This is a genomic window from Streptomyces sp. CB02009 (genome assembly GCF_001905825.1).
Classification (GTDB): domain Bacteria; phylum Actinomycetota; class Actinomycetes; order Streptomycetales; family Streptomycetaceae; genus Streptomyces.
Window position 1 is genome coordinate 152,715 of sequence record NZ_LIVV01000011.1, and the last position, 19,514, is coordinate 172,228.

General features: G+C 72.8%; 18 protein-coding genes and 1 riboswitch. Of the genes, 10 read left to right on the top strand and 8 right to left on the bottom strand.

What is annotated here, in order from left to right; all coding sequences use genetic code 11:
- Positions 1–21: 21 nt before the first annotated feature.
- From AMK27_RS35360 to AMK27_RS35370, 3 genes are all read right to left on the bottom strand, one after another.
- Entirely contained in the window at positions 22–1,107 is a 1,086-nt protein-coding gene (locus AMK27_RS35360; protein ID WP_073917589.1) for a prenyltransferase, read from the bottom strand.
- A complete protein-coding gene (locus tag AMK27_RS35365) occupies positions 1,104–1,838 on the bottom strand; it encodes a class I SAM-dependent methyltransferase (protein ID WP_073917591.1) in 735 nt (244 codons plus the stop codon). Before AMK27_RS35365 ends, AMK27_RS35360 begins: the two co-directional genes overlap by 4 nt.
- Positions 1,839–1,926: 88 nt before the next feature.
- Complete coding sequence (locus tag AMK27_RS35370) at positions 1,927–3,261, bottom strand: glycosyltransferase family 4 protein (RefSeq protein ID WP_073917593.1); 1,335 nt, start codon at positions 3,259–3,261, stop codon at positions 1,927–1,929.
- Between the two features lie 227 nt (positions 3,262–3,488).
- On the opposite strand from AMK27_RS35370, the gene AMK27_RS35375 reads away from it, so the two are divergent.
- Positions 3,489–4,118, top strand: coding sequence for a TetR family transcriptional regulator (locus AMK27_RS35375; protein WP_073917595.1), 630 nt, complete (start codon positions 3,489–3,491; stop codon positions 4,116–4,118).
- Between the two features lie 93 nt (positions 4,119–4,211).
- Here AMK27_RS35375 and AMK27_RS35380 read toward each other — a convergent pair whose 3' ends face one another.
- The 4 genes from AMK27_RS35380 to AMK27_RS35395 all read right to left on the bottom strand — a co-directional run bounded on the left by AMK27_RS35380 (position 4,212) and on the right by AMK27_RS35395 (position 7,263).
- The gene (locus AMK27_RS35380) at positions 4,212–4,736 is read right to left on the bottom strand and encodes a hypothetical protein (protein WP_241847695.1); all 525 of its coding nucleotides are present in this window, start codon (positions 4,734–4,736) and stop codon (positions 4,212–4,214) included.
- A gap of 117 nt (positions 4,737–4,853) precedes the next feature.
- Positions 4,854–5,390, bottom strand: coding sequence for a hypothetical protein (locus tag AMK27_RS35385; RefSeq protein WP_073917599.1), 537 nt, complete (start codon positions 5,388–5,390; stop codon positions 4,854–4,856).
- A gap of 176 nt (positions 5,391–5,566) precedes the next feature.
- Entirely contained in the window at positions 5,567–5,800 is a 234-nt protein-coding gene (locus AMK27_RS35390) for a ferredoxin (RefSeq protein WP_030321717.1), read from the bottom strand.
- The gene (locus AMK27_RS35395; protein WP_073917932.1) at positions 5,800–7,263 is read right to left on the bottom strand and encodes an aldehyde dehydrogenase; all 1,464 of its coding nucleotides are present in this window, start codon (positions 7,261–7,263) and stop codon (positions 5,800–5,802) included. Before AMK27_RS35395 ends, AMK27_RS35390 begins: the two co-directional genes overlap by 1 nt.
- A 359-nt stretch (positions 7,264–7,622) precedes the next feature.
- On the opposite strand from AMK27_RS35395, the gene AMK27_RS35400 reads away from it, so the two are divergent.
- The 8 genes from AMK27_RS35400 to AMK27_RS35435 all read left to right on the top strand — a co-directional run bounded on the left by AMK27_RS35400 (position 7,623) and on the right by AMK27_RS35435 (position 16,620).
- Positions 7,623–8,486: an FG-GAP repeat domain-containing protein gene (locus tag AMK27_RS35400; RefSeq protein ID WP_073917601.1), complete on the top strand. Its 864-nt coding sequence runs from the start codon at positions 7,623–7,625 to the stop codon at positions 8,484–8,486.
- Between the two features lie 301 nt (positions 8,487–8,787).
- The gene (locus AMK27_RS35405; protein ID WP_073917934.1) at positions 8,788–9,825 is read left to right on the top strand and encodes an MBL fold metallo-hydrolase; all 1,038 of its coding nucleotides are present in this window, start codon (positions 8,788–8,790) and stop codon (positions 9,823–9,825) included.
- Positions 9,826–9,933: 108 nt separating this feature from the next.
- A riboswitch (cobalamin riboswitch) is annotated at positions 9,934–10,010 on the top strand.
- A 95-nt stretch (positions 10,011–10,105) separates the two neighbouring features.
- Positions 10,106–11,359, top strand: a complete 1,254-nt coding sequence (locus AMK27_RS35410; RefSeq protein ID WP_073917604.1) for a prenyltransferase/squalene oxidase repeat-containing protein — start codon at positions 10,106–10,108, stop codon at positions 11,357–11,359.
- Positions 11,360–11,439: 80 nt separating this feature from the next.
- Positions 11,440–12,177, top strand: a complete 738-nt coding sequence (locus AMK27_RS35415) for an SCO2322 family protein (RefSeq protein WP_073917936.1) — start codon at positions 11,440–11,442, stop codon at positions 12,175–12,177.
- 7 nt (positions 12,178–12,184) lie between these two features.
- A complete protein-coding gene (locus AMK27_RS35420; protein WP_073917606.1) occupies positions 12,185–13,309 on the top strand; it encodes an energy-coupling factor transporter transmembrane component T in 1,125 nt (374 codons plus the stop codon).
- On the top strand, positions 13,306–15,063 hold the full coding sequence (locus AMK27_RS35425; protein ID WP_073917608.1) for an ABC transporter ATP-binding protein: 1,758 nt from the start codon (positions 13,306–13,308) through the stop codon (positions 15,061–15,063). The genes AMK27_RS35420 and AMK27_RS35425 overlap by 4 nt, the downstream gene beginning before the upstream one ends.
- Entirely contained in the window at positions 15,060–15,932 is an 873-nt protein-coding gene (locus AMK27_RS35430; protein WP_073917610.1) for an ECF transporter S component, read from the top strand. Before AMK27_RS35425 ends, AMK27_RS35430 begins: the two co-directional genes overlap by 4 nt.
- A 286-nt stretch (positions 15,933–16,218) precedes the next feature.
- Positions 16,219–16,620: a transglycosylase SLT domain-containing protein gene (locus tag AMK27_RS35435; protein WP_073917612.1), complete on the top strand. Its 402-nt coding sequence runs from the start codon at positions 16,219–16,221 to the stop codon at positions 16,618–16,620.
- A gap of 166 nt (positions 16,621–16,786) precedes the next feature.
- Here the strand turns inward: AMK27_RS35435 and AMK27_RS35440 are convergent, their stop codons facing one another.
- Positions 16,787–17,956 (bottom strand): steroid 3-ketoacyl-CoA thiolase, encoded by a 1,170-nt coding sequence (locus tag AMK27_RS35440; RefSeq protein ID WP_073917614.1) that lies wholly within the window; start codon positions 17,954–17,956, stop codon positions 16,787–16,789.
- Positions 17,957–18,207: 251 nt separating this feature from the next.
- Here AMK27_RS35440 and AMK27_RS35445 point away from each other — a divergent pair, with 251 nt between their 5' ends.
- Complete coding sequence (locus AMK27_RS35445) at positions 18,208–19,455, top strand: cytochrome P450 (protein WP_073917616.1); 1,248 nt, start codon at positions 18,208–18,210, stop codon at positions 19,453–19,455.
- Positions 19,456–19,514: the final 59 nt, after the last annotated feature.

A 19,514-nucleotide genomic window follows, 5' to 3' on the forward strand; every position in this document is an offset into this window, starting at 1 on the left:
ACCAGCGTGTCGGGCAGGGGATCAGCAGCAGTCCGGGTCGAGTCCGGCCGGGAGTCGTTCGCCGCCGAAGACGGCCACGGTCGCCTCCTCGCCGCCGAGGGCGGCCACCGCGAGCAGCAGGGAACCGGCCGTCCAGGCCGTCTGCTCCTCGGGCCACACGGCCTTGTCGCTCTCGGTCGCGCCCTCGAAGACGTACCCCGTCCAGTACATGCCGTTCTCGGCGCGCAGGTGCTGGATGTCCTGGAGGACGGTGAGGGCCCGGTCGGACTCCCCCATCGCCCAGAGCGCGAGGGCGAGTTCGCAGCTCTCGCCGCCGGTCACCCACGGGTTGGGGATCACGCAGCGCACACCGAGACCGGGCACGACGAACGCGTCCCAGTCGCCCTCGATCCGCTCCTTCGCCTGGGAACCGGTGACCGCGCCGCCGAGGACCGGGTAGTACCAGTCCATCGAGTAGCGCGACTTGTCGAGGAAGCGCTCGGGGTGGCGGCGGATCGCGTGACCGAGCGCCCCGGTCGCCAACTCCCAGTCGGGCTGGGGCTCTTCACGGGTCTCGGCGATCGCGAGGGCGCAGCGGAGCGCCTGGTGGATCGACGAACTCCCGGTGAGGAGGGCGTCGTTCACCGGTGTCCCGTCGGCCTCGCGCTTCCAGCCGATCTGACCGCCGGGCTGCTGGAGCCTGAGGACGAACTCGACGGCCGCGTAGACGGAGGGCCACATCCGGTCGAGGAAGGCGTCGTCACCGGTCGAGAGGTAGTGGTGCCAGACGCCGACCGCTATGTAGGCGACGAAGTTGGACTCCCGGCTGCGGTCGGTGACCTGGTCGGGCTCGCCGTCGTGGTAGGCCGCGAACCAGGAGCCGTCGCTGTTCTGGTGCCGGGCGAGCCACTCGTAGGCGCGGGCGGCGGCGGCGTGCTCGCCGGCCGCGTCCAGGGCCATGGCGGCCTCGGTGTGGTCCCACGGGTCCAGGTGGTGGCCCCGGAACCAGGGCAGGGCGCCGTCCTCGCGCTGGACGGCGAGTATCCCGGCGACGGTCTCGGCGGCCTGCTCGGCGGTGAGCACCCCGGGCAGGACCAGGTGTTCCGCGATCCGCTCGGGTGAGGTCACTTGGACGCGGCCTTGGGAAGGTGGGGCTTGGTCGCGTACGCCACGAAGCTCTTGCCGACCACCGGGTTGAGCAGCTGCTCGGCGACCCGGGTCAGGGCGGGCTTCTTCATGATGTCCCAGACCAGGAGCTTGTGGTAGGCGCGGACCGGCAGCGCCTTGTCGTTGTCGACGCCGAAGGCGCACTTCAGCCACCAGTACGGCGAGTGCAGGGCGTGCGCGTGGTGGGTGCCGTACGGCTTGAGTCCGGCCTGCCGGATCCTGTCGAGGAGTTCGTCGGCCTTGTAGATGCGGATGTGGCCGCCCTCGACCTCGTGGTACGCGTCGGAGAGCGTCCAGCAGATCTTCTCGGGGCCGTACCGCGGGACGGTGATGGCGATCCGCCCGCCGGGCTTGAGGACGCGGACCATCTCGGCGAGCACGCCCTTGTCGTCGGGGATGTGCTCCATGACCTCGGAGATGATGACGACGTCGAAGGACTCGTCGGGGAACGGCAGGTTGAGCGCGTCGCCCTCCATCGCGGTGGCCGTCGCGCCCGCGGGGGCCTCGCCGGCCTCCTTCATGGCCGCGAACCACTTGGCGACCTCGCGGATCTCCTCGCCGTTCTGGTCGAGGGCCACGACCTGCGCACCGCGCCGGTAGCACTCGAAGGCGTGCCGGCCGGCACCGCAGCCCAGATCGAGCACGCGGTCGCCGGGGGCGAGCGGGAAGCGAGTGAAGTCGACGGTCAGCACGAGCTGCCTGCTTTCGCGGTAGGAGTGGGTTCCGGGCAGTCGTTCGGTGAAGCGATCGCGGTCCCGGGTGCGCGACGGGGGCGGGATGTCACCGGCGGGCCCCGGCTCCCTGCCGGGCGACCGCCTCGCGGTACAGCTCGGCGGTGCCCTGCGCGGCCTTCGCCCAGGTGAAGCGCTCGAGGACCCTGGCGCGGCCCGCACCGCCGAGCCGGGCCCGGAGCACCGGGTCGCCGAGCACCCGCCCGAGCGCCGCGGCCAGCGCCGACGCGTCGCCGGGCGGCACCGCGAGACACGTCTCCCCGTCCGCCCCGGCCACCTCGGGAATGGCGCCGCCGGTCGTCGCGACGAGCGCCGTCCCGGTCGCCATGGCCTCCGCCGCCGGCAGCGAGAACCCCTCGTACAGCGACGGCACGCAGGAGACCTGCGCGGACCGCACCAGGTCGACGAGCTCCGCGTCGCTGATGCCCTTGACGAACTCCACGGCCCCGGCCAGCCCGTACCGCTCGATGGCGGCGGCGACCGGGCCGTCCTCGGCGCGCTTGCCGACGACGACGAGGTGCGCGTCCGGGTTCTCGGTGCGGAGCTTGGCGAGCGCCTCGATCAGGTGGATGAGGCCCTTCAGCGGGACGTCGGCGCTGGAGGTGGTGACGATCCGGCCGGGGACCTCGGCGACGGCCTGGTCGGGCGACCACAGGTCGGTGTCGGCGCCGATGTGGACGACCCGGATGCGGTCGTCGCGTACGCCGAGGTGCTCGACGATCTCCTGCCGGGACGTGCCGGAGACGGTGAGCACGGACGGCAGCCGGCGCGCGACGCGCTTCTGCATGCGGGTGAAGGCGTACCAGCGGCGGACGGAGGCGCGGCGCTTCCAGTCGGCGGCGGCGTCGAGTTCGAGCTGCCGGTCGACGGTGATGGGGTGGTGGATCGTGGTGACGAGCGGGGCGCCGATCGCGCGCGGGCCGCCGAGGAGTCCGTACCCGAGGGTCTGGTTGTCGTGGACGACGTCGAAGTCCCCGCGGCGGGCGGCGAGCATGCGCCGGGCCCGCAGGGAGAAGGTGAGCGGCTCGGGGAAGCCGCCGGTCCACATGGTGGCGACCTCGAGGCCGTCGATCCAGTCCCGGTACTCGTCGCGCTTCGGGGTGCGGAACGGGTCCGGCGAGCGGTACAGGTCGAGGCTGGCGAGCTCGGTGAGCGTGAGTCCCGCCAGGTCCTCACCCTCGTCGAGGACGGGGTACGGCTGCGAGCCGATGACCTCGACGCTGTGGCCGAGGCGGGCGAGCTCCCGGGAGAGGTGCCGGACGTAGACGCCCTGGCCGCCGCAGAAGGGGTTCCCCTTGTACGTGAGGAGAGCGATCCGCAACGGTCTGTCACCGGCCGCGGTGACGCCCTGTCGGGGGCTTGCCTCTATGGCCTCAGCGGTCATGCGCGACCCCCTTCGAGCGTGGTTTCGCCGGAGCGTAACCGCTCGCGCTAATCTAGAACAAGTTACAGACTTGATCGTTCTTGATCTTCTGGCCTGATCTTCTTGATCCCTCAAGGAGGAAAGAATCTACCGGCAGGTAGCTCTGTGGTGAGAGCCGGAACAGGTGATTCGCGCCACGGCGCCCACACCGCCATACTGTCGCTCCCCACCGCACGGAACGGGACCTCATGACCGCAGACATCAGAGCGGACCACAGACCCGCGGCACCACCGCTCACGGAGCGCCAGGAGGCACGGCGCCGCCGCATCCTGAACGCCAGCGCCCAACTCGCGGCGCGGGGCGGCTTCGACGCCGTGCAGATGCGGGAGGTCGCGGAGGCGGCCGGGGTGGCCCTGGGGACGCTGTACCGCTACTTCCCCTCCAAGATCCACCTGCTGGTCGCGACGATGCAGGACCAGCTCCAGCACATGCACACGACCCTGCGGAAGCGGCCGCCCGCGGGCGCCGATCCGGCGGAACGCGTGGCGGAGACGCTGATGCGCGCCTTCCGCGCGCTCCAGCGCGAGCCGCAGCTCGCCGACGCGATGGTGCGGGCGCTGACCTTCGCGGACCGCGGGGTGAGCCCCGAGGTCGACACCGTCTCCCGGCTGACGACGGCGATCATCCTGGACGCGATGGGCACGGAGCACCCGACTCCGGAGCAGCTCTCGGCGGTCCGGGTCATCGAGCACACCTGGCACTCGGCGCTGATCACCTGGCTGTCGGGGCGCGCCTCGATCGCGCAGGTGAAGATCGACATCGAGACGGTCTGCCGGCTGATCGACCTGACGGCACCGGAGGCGGCGGCACACCGCTGACGGGCGGGCCGGCCCTTGGGGACACCCGCGCACCCCCGCGCACCCGCACCCCCGGCGGCCGAGGCGCCGGGGGGTGCGGGTGGCGCCGTCGGATCAGGACGAAGGCGTGGCCTTGTTGGCCGCCGTGAGGGCCGCCGCGCACTCCGGGCTGCTGTCGACGGCCACGAACATGACCAGCTTCAGCGGGCCGGCGGAGTGGTTGCTGGCCTGGAGCTGCCAGCCGCTCTTCTTCAGGGACTTGATCACCGAGCCGCCCTGCTCGGTCTTCCGCTCCTCGTTCCAGCCGCCCTTGGCCAGGGTCGCGACGGTGTCCGCGTAGGACTTCGCCGGGTCCTTCGCCTTCTCGGCGTCGGCCGTCCAGCTGACCATGCAGTCCTTGGCCTCGGCCGGGATCTGCTCGCCCGAGGCGTCCTGCGTGAAGCCGGCCGCGGTCGCCGCGTCGGTGAGCTCCTTGGTGACCACGGCGCCGGTGAGCCGCTCGCCGTCCGAACTGCCGGAACCGCCCGTCGCGGACGCACCGGCCGAGGACGAACCGGCCGATGACGAACCGCCCTTGTCCGCACCGCCCTCGCTTCCGCAACCGGCGACGAGCAGCACCACACCGGCGGCCGCGGCCACCCACGAAACCTTGCGCACAACACTCCCAAAGACGCACGTACGACGGCCTCTTGCCCCCGTTTACAAGGGCACAGTTTTGCACGTGGGAACGGGCGGTGTACGCAACCACGCCTTGCGTCAGCCCCGTTCGGCGTCCTCGCCGAAGAGGGACTTCTGCTCCTGCTCGGTGAACCGGTTCATGCAGGCGTTCTCCGTCGCCTGCAGGGAGACCATCTCCATGGTCATCGCCCCCCGCATGCCGGTGTGCCGGGCGTACAGCGTCCAGCCCCGCTTCCTGAGCGTGTGCTGGAGCATGGTGCTGCCGCTGTCGTCGAGCTTCTCCACCTGGCGCTCGCCCTGCACCCAGTCCTCGGCGACGAGGGCGGTGACCGCCTTCTCGAGGGCGCCGCGCGAACCGTCGACGGACGGGCCGACGTACTGCCAGGAGGCGGTGCAGGCGAGGGCGCGCTCCTGGAGCCGCTCCTGGTCCGTGGACGGGGTGGGGCGCGGCGTGGAACCCGTGGGGGCCGGGCCGCCGACCCCCGGCAGGTCGGACTTCGGCAGCCCCGCCTGCTTCACGGCGGCGACGATCTCGTCATGCGCCGTCTCACGACCGAAGGCCGGGGCGGCGGCCTCTCCCCCGGCGCCGGTCCCGCATCCGGCCCCGAGGACCACCGCCGCCGTCGCACCCGCGACCGCAGCCCACCCTCGGCCCCGACCCCTGCCCCTACCCCGCATGACTGCCCCGCTCCCCGCGCGTACGTACGTGTGCCGAGGGAGTCTCACACACGCGGTACGCGCAGGTCACGGCGGTTCCGGCGGTCCGGCCGCCCGAGGGCCCGGCGGTCCGGCTACTCCTCCGGAGGGAAGACCGGCTCCCCGCCGTCCGCGAGGGTGATCATGATGGCCTCCACCGGGCACCCCTCGGCCGCCGCGAGCAGCTTCTCGCCCGCGTCCGACTCCGGTTCGCGTGCGTGGGACTGACGGGCGGTGTCGAGCCGGAAGCCGTCCGGGGCGTGGTTCACACACATGCCGGAGCCGATGCAGACGCTCCGGTCGACCTCGACGTGCCAGCGGTCCCCCATCACGCGCCGCCCTCGTAACCGGCCGGCAGGTGGATCATCTTGTGCTCCAGGTACTCGCCGAAGCCCTCGGGCCCGAACTCCCTCCCCAGGCCGGAGTTCTTGTAGCCGCCGAAGGGACCGAGCATGTCGAGGCTGAAGGTGTTGACGTTGAAGGTGCCGGTGCGCACCCCGCGGGCGAAGTCGATGCCGTGCTCCACGTCCCCGGTCCAGACGCTGCCGCTGAGCCCGAAGTCGGAGTCGTTCGCGAGGCGCAGGGCCTCGGCCTCGTCCCCGTACGGCAGGAGGCAGATGACCGGGCCGAAGATCTCCTCGCGGGCGATCCGCATGGAGTTGTCGACGCCGCCGAAGAGCGTCGGCTCGACGTACCAGCCGCGGTCGAGCCCGGCCGGGCGGCCGCCGCCGGAGAGGACCTTGGCGCCCTCCTCCTGGCCGATGCGGATGTAGTCGAGGGAGCGCTGCTGCTGCCGCCGGGCGACCAGCGGCCCGACCTGGGTGGCCGGGTCGAGCGGGTCGCCGACGACGAGCGCGCCGGCCGCCGCGGCGAAGGCCTCGGCGGTCTCCTCGTACCGGGAGCGGGGGACGAGGATCCGGGTCTGGGCGACGCACGCCTGGCCGTTGTTCATCCAGGCGGCCGGAACGATCCCGGCGACGGCGGTGGCGAGGTCGGCGTCGGGCAGGATCACGGCGGCCGACTTCCCGCCGAGTTCGAGGGTGACGCGGGTGAGGTTGCGGGCGGCGACCTCCATGACCCGCCTGCCCGCGGCGACCGAACCCGTGAAGGAGACCTTGTCGACGCCGGGATGGCCGACGAGGTACTCGCTGACCTCGCGGTCGGCGGGCAGGATGCTGAGCACGCCCTCGGGCAGCCCGGCCTCGGTGGCGATGTCGGCGAGGATGTACGAGTCGAGCGGCGACTCGGGCGAGGGCTTGAGGACCACCGTGCAGCCGGCGAGCAGCGCGGGCCCGAGCTTGGCCGCGGCGGTGAACTGCGGGACGTTCCACGGGATCACGGCCGCGACCACGCCCACCGGCTCGCGCCGGACGAGCAGCGGGCCGAGGACGCCGCCGCGCCGCTCCTCGTACGTGAAGTCGCGGGCGACGGTGATCGCCGCGTCCCAGACCATCATCGCGCCGAGGGCCTGGGCGAGGACGGACCAGGAGTACGGGGAGCCGTTCTGCGCGCTGATGGAGCGGGCGATCTCCTCGTGGCGTACGGCGATCGCGTCCTTGATGCGGCTGACGACGGCGATCCGCTCCTCCACCGTCATCCGGGGCCAGGGCCCTTCGTCGAAGGCCCGGCGGGCGGCGGCCACGGCCCGGTCGACATCGGCGGTGGAGGCGTGCGGGACGCGCCCGATGACCTCCTCGGTGTGCGGGGAGACGACCTCGATGACGTCCTCGCCGAGCGGGTCGGTCAACTCCCCGCCGATGAACAGCTTCGCGTGCTCCACAAGCTCGGTCATGACCGCCGCCTTCATGAGGAGATGTTGTCGTCCCTGACGATGCATCAGAACTGATACCAGTTCTAGTTCCAGGGAGCAATGGCCCGGACAGAATGGGCCCCCACCAGCCGTTTCTCCCTGCTCGGCATGAGGTGGGTACGGCCCCGCAACGGGAACGCGGGGGCGGCGTGGCCGGCGTGATTCTGCTGGAGCGGGCCACGGGGGCGCACCGGCGCGCGGAGGCGGGTGACCGGCCGGGCCGGATCGTGCTGACGACCTGACGATCGGGAAGGGAAGAAGGCGCGTGGTTCCGGACAACCCTGGGGGGCTCTCGCCGGTCGGAAGGGTGACAACGAAACAGACGCAGGGGGAACCCGATCATGTTCGAACGACACAGGCCCTGGCTGAGGACGGCGCTCGCGGTCACCGCCGTCGCGGTGGCCACCGCCACCGGCGCGGCCTCCGCCGTCGCCGCTCCGGAGGCGGACCCGGTGGCACCACCCTCCTTCCAGCTGTACGGCGTCGAGAAGCAGACCCACTGGCTGTGGAACTGGTTCTACCGGGGCCAGCTCCTCTCCTCGGACGGGCCCGACTTCGTCGACCACTCGGACCTCGCCGACCTCATCCCCGTCCTCAACCCCGACGTAGACGGGTACGGCTACGGCAAGTGGACCCTCTACAAGAACGGCCGGCTGGACTTCGACGGCCGGATCGACGGCGAGTACCGCTGGCCGGAGAACGTCGGCCGGGGCTGGGACATCTACCGCACGGTCCTCTCGCCCGGCAGCATCGGCGGAGCCGGGGAGGCCGACCTGCTCGGCGTCGACAAGGCCGGTGTGCTGTGGAGCTACCTGGGCTACCCGGACGGCCGCCTCACCACCCGCATGCGGGTCGGCGGCGGCTGGGGCCAGTACACCGAGCTGGCCGGCCAGAGCGATCTGACCGGCGACGGCAGGGCCGACATCACCGCCCGCGACAAGGCCGGCGTCCTCTGGCTCTACAAGGGCACGGGCGACTACAAGGCGCCGTTCGCGGGCCGGACGAAGATCGGCGGCGGGTGGAACGCCTACGACCGGCTGCTGGCCGTCGGCGACGACGACGTCGACGGCAAGGCGGACCTGCTGGCCCGGAAGACGACGGGCGAGCTGGTCCGGTACCCGGGCACGGGCAACGCGGCGCGGCCGTTCAAGGCGCCGGTGCGGATCCCGGGAGGGAGCCGCATGAAGAACTTCATCCTCTTCTAGGAGTACGCGACTTCACGCGAGGCGGCCCCGTTCCCGGCATCCCTGGTCCGGGGCCTCACCCTGCCGGCGCCTCCCCGGGGCCGCCCGCACCCACCGGCCGGAGACGACCGATCACGACGGCCCGATCACAGGTCGGCCGCACCCCGGAGGCAATGCGGTACAAGCCACTCTGACGGTTCGTCAGTTCTCGTTATAGTGGGCCGTGGTCGAGCACGCTCCGTACCGTCGCGGCGGGCTTCAGCACCGCGCCGTGGAGAACTTCCGCACCACCGTGGAGAGATGAGGATCCATGCAGGAACCCATGCCCCAGGTGACCGAGCACGGCGGAGGCGTCTGGGCGCTCCGGGTGCCCATCCCCGACAATCCGCTCGGCCACACGCTCGTCCACGTCCTCGACACCGACCGCGGCCCGGTCCTCGTCGACACCGGCTGGGACGACCCGGACTCCTGGACCGAGCTCACCGGCGGGCTCGCCGCGCTGGGCATCGACGTGTCGGACGTCCACGGCGTCGTCATCACCCACCACCACCCCGACCACCACGGACTGTCCGGCAAGGTCCGCGAGGCGTCCGGGGCCTGGATCGCCATGCACGCCGCCGACACCGACGTCGTACGCCGCACCCGGGAGGCCGAGCCGGGCACCTGGCTCGACTACCTCGCCCGCAAGCTCGCCGCCGTCGGCGCCCCCGAGGACCACCTCGTCCCGCTGCGGGCCGCCCGCGCCGCCGGCCGGCTGCGCACCCTGCCCGGTCTGCGCTCCGCCCTCCCCGACCGGGAGATCGTCCCCGGCGAGCTCCTCGACCTCCCCGGACGGCGACTGCGCGCGATCTGGACCCCCGGCCACACCCCCGGCCACGTCTGCCTGCACCTGGAGGAGGAGCACCCCGCCCGGCTGCCCGGCCGCGGCCGGCTCTTCTCCGGCGACCACCTGCTGCCCGGGATCACCCCGCACGTCGGCCTGTACGAGGATCCCGACGACTCCACCGTCACCGATCCCCTCGGCGACTACCTCGACTCCCTCGAACGCATCGGCCGCCTCGGCGTCGCCGAGGTCCTCCCCGCCCACCAGCACGCCTTCGCCGACGCCGCCGGACGGGTCCGGGAGCTCATCGCCCACCACGAGGAGCGGCTCACCGGGCTCCTCGGCCTGCTCGCCACCCCGCTCACCCCCTGGCAGCTCGCCGTGCGGATGGAGTGGAACCGCCCCTGGGACCAGATCCCCTACGGCTCCCGCAACATCGCCGTCAGCGAGGCCGAGGCGCACCTGCGCCGACTGGTGAAACTCGGCCTCGCGGAGGCGGTGCAGGGGACGGAGCCCGTGGAGTACGTGGCGGTGTGAGGCGCCGGGCTCCGACCGGACGGAGCACCGGTGTGAGGCGCCTCGCACCCGCCGGGCCGCGGGCCTACGGGCCGGTAGAGTGGGCGGGTCGTCATCATGCCCGTACGGGGGGAAGCCGGTGGAATTCCGGCACTGACCCGCAACCGTGAACGGCCCCCTCCGGGGAGCCGTGAGTCGGAATGCCCCGTCCGGGACGTGACCGCCGGCACCGTCGAGGAATACGGAGCCGGAGCCTGGTGCCCCTGAGGCGTGCCGGTGCCCGGCCGCAGGAGAGGGCCCCATGAACACCGTCCGCCGCGGCGCCACCGCGCTCGCAGCCGCCACCGTCCTGCTCGGCACCGGAGCGGCAGGGGCGGCGGGAGCGGCCACCACCGCACCCTCCCCCACGCCCTCCGCCGTCACGATCCCCGACGGCCTGTACGGCACGGGCGACCCGACGTACGACGGTGTCTGGCGTCAGTCGTACGCCTTCCTCGCCCAGCGCGCCACCGGCTTCCAGCCCGCCGACAAGGCCGTGGACTGGCTGCTCGGCCAGCAGTGCGCGGACGGCTCGTTCAGCGCGTTCCGCGCGGACGCCGGGACGCCCTGCGACGCGAAGACCCTGCGCGACACCAACGCCACCGCGATCGCCGTGCAGGGGCTCCGCGCGGTCCGGAAGCAGTCGGCGTCCCCCGAGACGATCGACAAGGCCGTCAAGGCGGGCTCCGACTGGCTGCGCACCGTCCAGAACAAGGACGGCGGCTGGGGCTACAGCCCCGGCGGCGCCAGTGACGCCAACTCCACCTCGGTCGTCGTCGGCGCGCTCGCCGCGACGGGCGTGCGGCCCGGCTCGTTCACCTCCGCCGAGGGCCGTACGCCCTACGACGCGCTCCTCTCCTTCGCGCTGCCCTGCTCGGACAAGGAGGGCCCGGGGGCCTTCGCGTACCAGCCCGACAAGGCCGGCAAGCTCGTCGCGAACGCCGACGCCACCGCCGCGGCCACCCTCGCGGGCCTCGGCAAGAGCGTCGTCGCCACCAAGGCCTCGCCCGATCAGCCGCCGGTCTGCAACGACCTGTCGAAGCCGGCGATCGAGCGGGCCTCGCTCAACGGCGCCTCCTACCTGGCGAAGGCCCTCGCGAAGACCGGCCACCTGACCCTGCCCCCGATGCCGGGCGCCACCGACACCACCGAGCAGCCCGACGTCGGCAACACCGCCGACGCCGTCGTCGCGCTCGCCGCCTCCGGCGCCTCGAAGGAGGCGAAGCCCGCCCTGGAGTGGCTGGAGAAGAACTCCGCCGCCTGGGCGAAGGGGAGCCCGGCCGCGTACGCGCAGCTGATCCTGGCCGCGCGGGCGACGGAGACGGACCCGCGCGAGTTCGGCACGGCGGACCTGGTGGAGCAGCTCAACGCCACCGGCCCGGCCCCGAAGACGCCGGACACCTCCGCCTCCTCCACGAGTGACGACGAGGGCGGCTTCGACATCTGGTGGATCATCGGGATCGGCACGGTCGTCGGCGTCGGCATCGGCTTCCTCGTGAGCGGCCGCAAGAAGTGACCGGCGCGCGAGGGCACGGCGCCGGCGTGGACGGCGCTCACGGGGACGGCGTTCCCGGCGCCCGCGTGGACGTCGCCCGCGTGGACGGCTCGCGAGGGCACGGCGCGCGGCGGCGCGGCCCCCGTGCCGCCGGAGCCGCGGCCGGGGCGCTCCTCACGCTCGCCTCGGTCTTCGCCGCGGCCGCCCCGGCGCAGGCCGCCGGCTACCGCTACTGGTCGTTCTGGGAGAGCGACGGCGGGAAGCCCTGGGCGTACGCCACGCAGGGCCCGGCCACCGCACGCCCCGCCGACGGCGACGCGATCGGCTTCCGCTTCGCGATCAGCAGCGGCACGAACGACGCCTCCCGGCCGTCCGCCGCCCCCGACTTCACGGGGATCTGCGGAGGCGTGGAGAAGAAGGACGGCACGAAGCGGGTCGCGGTCGTCGTCGACTTCGGCGGCCCGGCGGACGCGCCGCCCGGCGAGACCCCGCCGGAGAAGCCGGTGAAGACCGGCTGTGCGCAGGTCCGCGAGGACGCGACGGGCGCGGAGGCGCTCGCCGTGGTGGCGAAGCCGCTGCGGTACGACGGCGCGGCCATGCTGTGCGGGATCGCCGGCTACCCGGCGCGGGGCTGCGGCGAGCCCGTCGCGGACACCGGCGGGACCGGCGGGACCGGAGAGACAGGGGAGACCGGGAAGACGCAGCCGTCGGCCGCGCCGAGCGCGTCGGCGACCGCCGGCGAGGAGGACGGAGGCCCGTCCTTCGGCGTGCTCGCGGGCGGGGCGGCCGTGCTGGCCCTGGGCGGGGCGGCGATCTGGAAGGCCCGCCGGCGCGGATGAGTCCGGTATGAAGGTGCCTGACGTCCTCCGCGCCCCGGAGGCGAACCGGTCCAACGCGCTGCACGCCGGAGCGTGGTGGGTGTGGGCGCTCGGCCTGGCCGTCGCCGCCTCCCGCACGACGAACCCCCTCCTCCTCGGTCTCCTCGTCGGGGTCGCGGGCTATGTCGTGGCGGCCCGGCGGACGGACGCGCCCTGGGCGCGCTCGTACGGCGCGTTCGTGAAGCTCGGCCTGTTCGTCGTCTTCCTGCGGGTCGTCTTCTCCCTGCTGCTCGGCTCCCCGATCCCGGGGTCGCACCCGCTGTTCACACTGCCCGAGGTGCCGCTGCCCGAGTGGGCGCAGGGCGTGCGGATCGGCGGGCGGGTGACGGCCGAGCAACTGGTGTTCGCGCTGTACGACGGCGCGAAGCTGGCGACCCTGCTGATCTGCGTGGGCGCGGCGAACTCGCTCGCCAACCCGGCGCGGCTGCTCAAGTCGCTGCCGGGCGCGCTGTACGAGGCCGGGGTCGCCGTCGTCGTGGCGATGACCTTCGCGCCGAACATGGTCGCGGACGTGGTGCGGCTGCGGACCGCCCGGCGCCTGCGCGGCCGCCCCACGGGCGGAGTGCGGGCCGTGCTCCAGATCGGGCTGCCGGTCGTGGAGGGGGCGCTGGAGCGGTCGATCGCGGTCGCGGCGTCGATGGACGCGCGCGGGTACGGCCGGACGGCCCAGGTCCCGGCCTCGGTCCGGCGCACCACGAACCTCCTGACCCTGGGCGGACTGCTCGGCGTCTGCGCCGGTTCGTACGGGCTCCTCGCGGCGGAGGGCGCGGGATACGGTCTGCCGCTGCTCGGCGCCGGGCTGCTCGCGGCGATGGCGGGGCTGCGGCTCGGCGGACGCCGGACGGTCCGCACCCGGTACCGGCCGGACCGCTGGGGGGTGCGGTCCTGGCTGGTCGCGGGGTCCGGGGTGGCGGTGGCCGTCCTGATGATCTGGGCGAACACCTACGCGCCCGAGGCGCTGCACCCCGGGGTCGTACCGCTGGAGGCGCCGGAGCTGCCGCTCTGGCCCGCGGTGTCGGTCCTGGTGGGCCTGGTGCCGGCGTTCGTGGCCCCCGTACCCGCAACAGCTCCCGCTGCGAAGGAGAAGGCGTGATCCGCTTCGAGAACGTCTCGGTGACCTACGAGGCGGGTGCCGAGCCGACCCTGCGGAACGTGGACCTGACCGTCCCCGAGGGCGAGCTCGTCCTGCTCGTCGGCCCTTCGGGCGTCGGCAAGTCGACCCTCCTCGGCGCGGTCTCAGGCCTCGTCCCCCACTTCACCGGCGGCACCCTGACCGGCCGGGTCACGGTCGACGGCCGCGACACCCGCACGCATCCGCCGCGCGAGCTGGCGGACCTGGTGGGCACGGTCGGCCAGGACCCGTCCGCGCACTTCGTCACCGACACGGTCGAGGACGAGCTGGCGTACGGCATGGAGTCCCTGGGCCTCGCGCCGGGCGTCATGCGGCGCCGGGTCGAGGAGACCCTGGACCTGCTCGGCCTCGCGGAACTCCGCGACCGCCCGATCGCCACGCTCTCCGGGGGCCAGCGGCAGCGGGTCGCGATCGGCTCGGTCCTGACCCCGCACCCCAAGGTCCTCGTCCTGGACGAGCCGACGTCGGCGCTCGACCCGTCGGCGGCGGAGGACGTCCTGGCGGTGCTGCAGCGGCTGGTGCACGACCTGGGCACGACCGTGCTGCTCGCGGAGCACCGTCTGGAGCGGGTGGTGCAGTACGCGGACCAGGTGCTGATGCTGCCGGAGGGCGTGATGGGCGCCCCCGCCGAGATCATGGCCGTGTCGCCGGTGCACCCGCCGGTGGTGGGGCTGGGGCGGCTGGCGGGCTGGGACCCGCTGCCGCTCACGGTCCGCGACGCACGACGGCGGGCCGGCGGGCTGAAGTCCCGGCTGGAGGGCCGGGTCCCCGCCGGGCCCCTGCCCCGCGTTCCGGCTCCGTCGGCGGTCGAGGCGCCGGAGTCCGGGGGCGGGGCCCCCGGCCAGGAGAAGGGGAAGGGGAGGGGGCTGAGCGGCGGAAGCGGCAGAGGCGGGAGCGGCCTCTTCAAGCGGCGCCGCACCGAGCCCGCACCCGCCTCCACCACCGGCACCGCCACCGCCACCGGCACTCCCCTCGTCCGTACCGAAGGCCTCGCCGTCCGCCGCGGCCGCGTCGAGGCGCTCCGCCGTATCGACCTCCAGGTCGAGGCCGGCGAGACCCTCGCCCTCATGGGCCGCAACGGCGCGGGCAAGTCCACCCTCCTCTCCACCCTCGTCGGCATGATCGCCCCGACCTCCGGCACGGTCCGCGTCGCGGGCCGGGCCCCGCACAGCACAAGCCCCCGCGAGCTGATCCGCCAGGTCGGCCTGGTTCCGCAGGAGCCCCGGGACCTGCTGTACGCGGACACCGTCGCCGCCGAGTGCGCGGCGGCCGACGGGGACGCGGGCGCCGCGCCCGGGACCTGCCGGGCGCTGGTGTCCGAGCTGCTGCCGGGCGTCGCGGACGACACCCACCCCCGGGACCTGTCGGAGGGGCAGCGGCTGGCGCTCGCGCTCGCCGTGGTCCTGACCGGCCGCCCGCCCCTGCTGCTCCTGGACGAGCCGACCCGCGGCCTCGACTACGCGGCGAAGGCCCGGCTGGTCGCCCTCCTGCGCGCCCTCGCCGCCGACGGGCACGCGATCGTGCTCGCGACGCACGACGTGGAACTGGCCGCCGAGCTGGCGCACCGGGTGGTGATCATCGCCGACGGCGAGGTGGTGGCGGACGGGCCGACGGCCGAGGTGGTCGTCTCCTCCCCGGCGTTCTCGCCGCAGGTGGCGAAGATCCTGGCCCCGCAGCCGTGGCTCACGGTCGAACAGGTGGAGGCGGCGCTGTGAGCACCCGCCCGGTACGCGCGGTCCGGCTGGGACCACGTTCCGTCACCGCCCTCGCCCTCGTCTCCCTCATCGGGCTCTTCGCCTTCTGCTGGCCCCTCTTCGCGGACGCAGGTTCCGCCGTGACCTCGCACGCCGGGGACGCGCCGTGGCTGTTCGCGGCGCTGCTGCCGCTCCTGGTCGCGGTGGTCGTGGCGACGATCGCGGACTGCGGGATGGACGCGAAGGCGGTGGCGATGCTGGGCGTGCTGGCCGCCGTCGGGGCGGCCCTGCGGCCGCTGGGCGCGGGGACGGCCGGTCTGGAGCCGATGTTCTTCCTGATGGTGCTGAGCGGTCGGGTCCTCGGTCCGGGCTTCGGTTTCGTCCTCGGCGCGGTGACGATGTTCGCGTCGGCCCTGCTCACGGGCGGGGTGGGGCCCTGGATGCCGTTCCAGATGCTGTCGATGGGCTGGTTCACGATGGGCGCCGGGCTGCTGCCGGGCGCGGCGCGGCTGCGGGGCCGGGGTGAGCTGCTGATGCTCTCGGCGTACGGGTTCGTGGCGGCGTTCGCGTACGGCACGATCATGAATCTGCAGGGCTGGGTGCTGCTCCAGGGCCTGAGCAGCGGGATCTCGTTCCAGCCGGGCGCCCCGCTCGACGAGAACCTGGTCCGGTTCCTCGCCTACGTCACCGCCACCTCCCTCGGCTGGGACCTGGGACGGGCCGTTCTCACGGTCGTCCTCACCCTCACCGTCGGCCGCACGCTCCTGAAGGCGCTGCGGCGGGCGACGCGACGGGCGAACTTCGAGGCCCAGGTCACATTCGAGGGCCCCGGGAGGCCCTCCCCGGGTGAGCCGCCCCACAGGACCTACGGCACGTACGAGCCGGAATAGTAGCCGGACGGTACCCGCCCAAAACGCCCACAGCAGGGCATGACCTGCGGAAACATCCCACACCCTCCCCCCGGGACCTTCCTCCGGGGTCCGAACCTTCCTCGTACAGGGGGTCGTTGCGTCGGCGTTCCAGCCCTGCTTGTCTGGTGGACGTCGCCAGGCAGCCGGTGCTCACCGCAGCGCCTCGGACGGCCGGTTCCCCCCAGTTCCCGGGTTCCCCGGGCTCTGGTTCCGGCTTGCCGAAATCGCCTGACGCAGCCCTTGTTCCCGAAGTTAGGCAGAGATCTTGATCCGCTCGATCACCACTCGTGTCGCCGCCCGCAAGAGGACCCTCGCCGGCACCGCGGCCGTTCTGCTCGCCGCCTCCGGTGCGGTCATCGGCACGACCGGCTCGGCTTCCGCCGCCAGCCCCCAGGACGTGGCCCGCAAGATCGTGCCCGCCTCGCAGTACGCGTCGTTCAGCAAGATCGTCGAGCACGAGTCGCACTGGAACCACACCGCGACCAACTCCTCCAGCGGCGCCTACGGCCTCGTCCAGGCCCTCCCGGCCTCGAAGATGTCCTCGGCCGGTTCCGACTGGAAGACGAACCCCGCCACCCAGATCAAGTGGGGCCTGAACTACATGAACGAGCGCTACGGCTCCCCGAACGCCGCTTGGGCGTTCTGGCAGGCCAACGGCTGGTACTAAGAGTCACCGCCGCACACGCGCACACCCGCAAGGCCCCGCCTCCCGTCAGGGAGGGCGGGGCCTGCGGCGTTTCCGCATGACCTGCGGCGTTTCCGCGGGGCCGACGAAGTTTCCCTGGCCCTGGCCCCGGCCCTGGCCCCGACCCTGGTCCCGGCCCCGCCGATCCCTACAGCCGCTGGATGATCGTCCCGGTCGCCACGGCCCCGCCCGCGCACATCGTGATCAGCGCGAACTCCTTGTCGGTGCGCTCCAGCTCGTGCAGGGCGGTGGTGATCAGCCGGGCTCCGGTCGCCCCGACGGGGTGGCCCAGGGCGATGGCACCACCGTTGACATTGACCTTTTCCAGGTCCTGGTCGAAGACCTGCGCCCAGCTCAGCACCACCGACGCGAAGGCCTCGTTGATCTCGACGAGGTCGATGTCCCGGAGCGACATCCCGGCCTTGCCGAGGACGGCTCGCGTGGCGTCGATCGGTCCGTCGAGGTGGAAGTGCGGGTCGGCGCCGACCAGGGCCTGGGCGACGATCCGGGCCCGGGGCTTCAGCTTGAGGGCGCGGGCCATCCGCTTGGAGGCCCACAGGATCGCGGCGGCGCCGTCGGAGATCTGCGAGGAGTTCCCGGCGGTGTGGACGGCGGTCGGCATGACGGGCTTGAGGCGGGCGAGGCCCTCCATGGTGGTGTCGCGCAGGCCTTCGTCGCGGTCGACGAGCCGCCACATGCCCTGCCCGGCGGCCTGCTCCTCCTCGGTGGTGGGGACCTGGACGGCGAAGGTCTCGCGCTTGAAGCGCTCCTCGGACCAGGCGTTCGCGGCGCGCTCCTGGGAGAGCAGGCCGAGGGAGTCGACGCGTTCGCGGGTGAGGCCGCGGTGGCGGGCGATGCGCTCGGCGGCCTCGAACTGGTTGGGCAGGTCGACGTTCCACTCGTCGGGGAAGGGCTTGCCGGGTCCGTGCTTGGATCCGGAACCGAGGGGAACGCGGGACATGGCCTCGACACCGCAGCTGATCCCGATGTCGATGACGCCGGCCGCGACCATGTTGGCGACCATGTGGCTCGCCTGCTGGGAGGAGCCGCACTGACAGTCGACGGTGGTGGCGGCCGTCTCGTAGGGCAGACCCATGGTGAGCCAGGCCGTGCGGGCCGGGTTCATGGACTGCTCGCCGGCGTGGGTGACCGTACCGCCGACGATCTGCTCGACGCAGTCGGCGTGGATGCCGGTGCGTCCGAGGAGTTCGCGGTAGGTCTCGCCCAGGAGGTAGGCGGGATGGAGGTTGGCGAGCGCGCCTCCGCGCTTGCCGATGGGGGTGCGTACGGCTTCGACGATGACGGGTTCCGCGGCCATGAGCTCGTCCTCTCCTCGACCGGACGGGGCGTCCCGGCAGCCCGTCGGTCGGCGTCACGGGGGAACTAGTACACGTTCTAGTTCTGAGTGCAGTCTTATGACTGCTACCGCGGGTACGCAAGGGTCCGGGAGGCAACACTTCCCGTTCCGACCCTTGCTACTTGTAGAACTCGTTACTAACTTTCCCGGCAACTCCTGACGGCCCATCAGATCCCCTCATCAGAATCCCTCAGATGCGGAGTGTGCTGCCGATGACCTGTCCCCACCTTCCCGAGGGGTTCGACGCCACCGACCCCGATCTGCTCCGCGACCGCGTCCCCTTCCCGGAGTTCGCCCGGCTGCGGCAGACCGCACCCGTCTGGTGGTGCCCCCAGCCGCCCGGCGTCACGGGCTTCGCGGACGGCGGGTACTGGGCCGTCACGCGCCACGCGGACGTCAAGTACGTCTCCACCCACCCCGAGCTGTTCTCCTCCAACGAGAACACCGCCGTCATCCGCTTCAACGAGCACATCACCCGGGACCAGATCGAGGTCCAGAAGCTGATCATGCTCAACATGGACCCGCCCGAGCACACCCGGGTCCGCCAGATCGTCCAGCGCGGCTTCACCCCCCGGGCCATCCGGAACCTGGAGACGGCCCTGCGCGACCGCGCCCACGCCATCGTCGACGAGGCCAAGCGCGCCGCCGACGCAGACGGCACCTTCGACTTCGTCACCCGGGTCGCCGTCGAACTCCCCCTCCAGGCCATCGCCGAACTCATCGGCGTCCCCCAGGAGGACCGTTCCCGGATCTTCGACTGGTCGAACAAGATGGTCGCGTACGACGACCCCGAGTACGCCATCACCGAGGAGATCGGCGCCGAGGCCGCCATGGAACTCATCGGCTACTCGATGAACATGGCCGCCGCCCGCAAGGAGTGCCCCGCCGCCGACATCGTCAGCCAGCTCGTCGCCGCCGAGGGCGAGGGCAACCTCTCCTCCGACGAGTTCGGCTTCTTCGTCCTCCTGCTCGCCGTCGCCGGCAACGAGACCACCCGCAACGCCATCAGCCACGGCATGCACGCCTTCCTCACCCACCCCGACGAGTGGGAACGCTTCAAGCGGGAACGGCCGGCCACCGCCGCCGAGGAGATCGTCCGCTGGGCGACCCCCGTCGTCTCCTTCCAGCGGACCGCCACCCAGGACACCGAGATCGGCGGGCAGAAGATCGCCAAGGGCGACCGCGTCGGCCTCTTCTACTCCTCCGCCAACAACGACCCCGAGGTCTTCACCGACCCCGAACGCTTCGACATCACCCGCGATCCCAACCCGCACCTCGGCTTCGGCGGCGGCGGACCCCACTTCTGCCTGGGCAAGTCCCTCGCCATCAAGGAGATCGAGCTGATCTTCAACGCGGTCGCGGACGCCCTCCCCGACCTGACCCTCGCCGGCGAACCGCGCCGGCTGCGGGCGGCCTGGCTGAACGGTGTGAAGGAACTCCGGGTCCGCGCCGGGTCCTGAGCCCGCACAGCGGGGCGGGACCGGGCAGGGCGGGACCGGGCGGGGCGGGGCGGGGCGGA

What these genes read in the sequence shown, in the direction of transcription:
- AMK27_RS35440 (WP_073917614.1), bottom strand. Translation starts at nt 17,956, where the DNA reads ATGGCCGCGGAACCCGTCATCGTCGAAGCCGTACGCACCCCCATCGGC.
- AMK27_RS35445 (WP_073917616.1), top strand. Translation starts at nt 18,208, where the DNA reads ATGACCTGTCCCCACCTTCCCGAGGGGTTCGACGCCACCGACCCCGAT.
- AMK27_RS35420 (WP_073917606.1), top strand. Translation starts at nt 12,185, where the DNA reads ATGAAGGTGCCTGACGTCCTCCGCGCCCCGGAGGCGAACCGGTCCAAC.
- AMK27_RS35410 (WP_073917604.1), top strand. Translation starts at nt 10,106, where the DNA reads ATGAACACCGTCCGCCGCGGCGCCACCGCGCTCGCAGCCGCCACCGTC.
- AMK27_RS35375 (WP_073917595.1), top strand. Translation starts at nt 3,489, where the DNA reads ATGACCGCAGACATCAGAGCGGACCACAGACCCGCGGCACCACCGCTC.
- AMK27_RS35390 (WP_030321717.1), bottom strand. Translation starts at nt 5,800, where the DNA reads ATGGGGGACCGCTGGCACGTCGAGGTCGACCGGAGCGTCTGCATCGGC.
- AMK27_RS35400 (WP_073917601.1), top strand. Translation starts at nt 7,623, where the DNA reads ATGTTCGAACGACACAGGCCCTGGCTGAGGACGGCGCTCGCGGTCACC.
- AMK27_RS35370 (WP_073917593.1), bottom strand. Translation starts at nt 3,261, where the DNA reads ATGACCGCTGAGGCCATAGAGGCAAGCCCCCGACAGGGCGTCACCGCG.
- AMK27_RS35395 (WP_073917932.1), bottom strand. Translation starts at nt 7,263, where the DNA reads ATGACCGAGCTTGTGGAGCACGCGAAGCTGTTCATCGGCGGGGAGTTG.
- AMK27_RS35405 (WP_073917934.1), top strand. Translation starts at nt 8,788, where the DNA reads ATGCCCCAGGTGACCGAGCACGGCGGAGGCGTCTGGGCGCTCCGGGTG.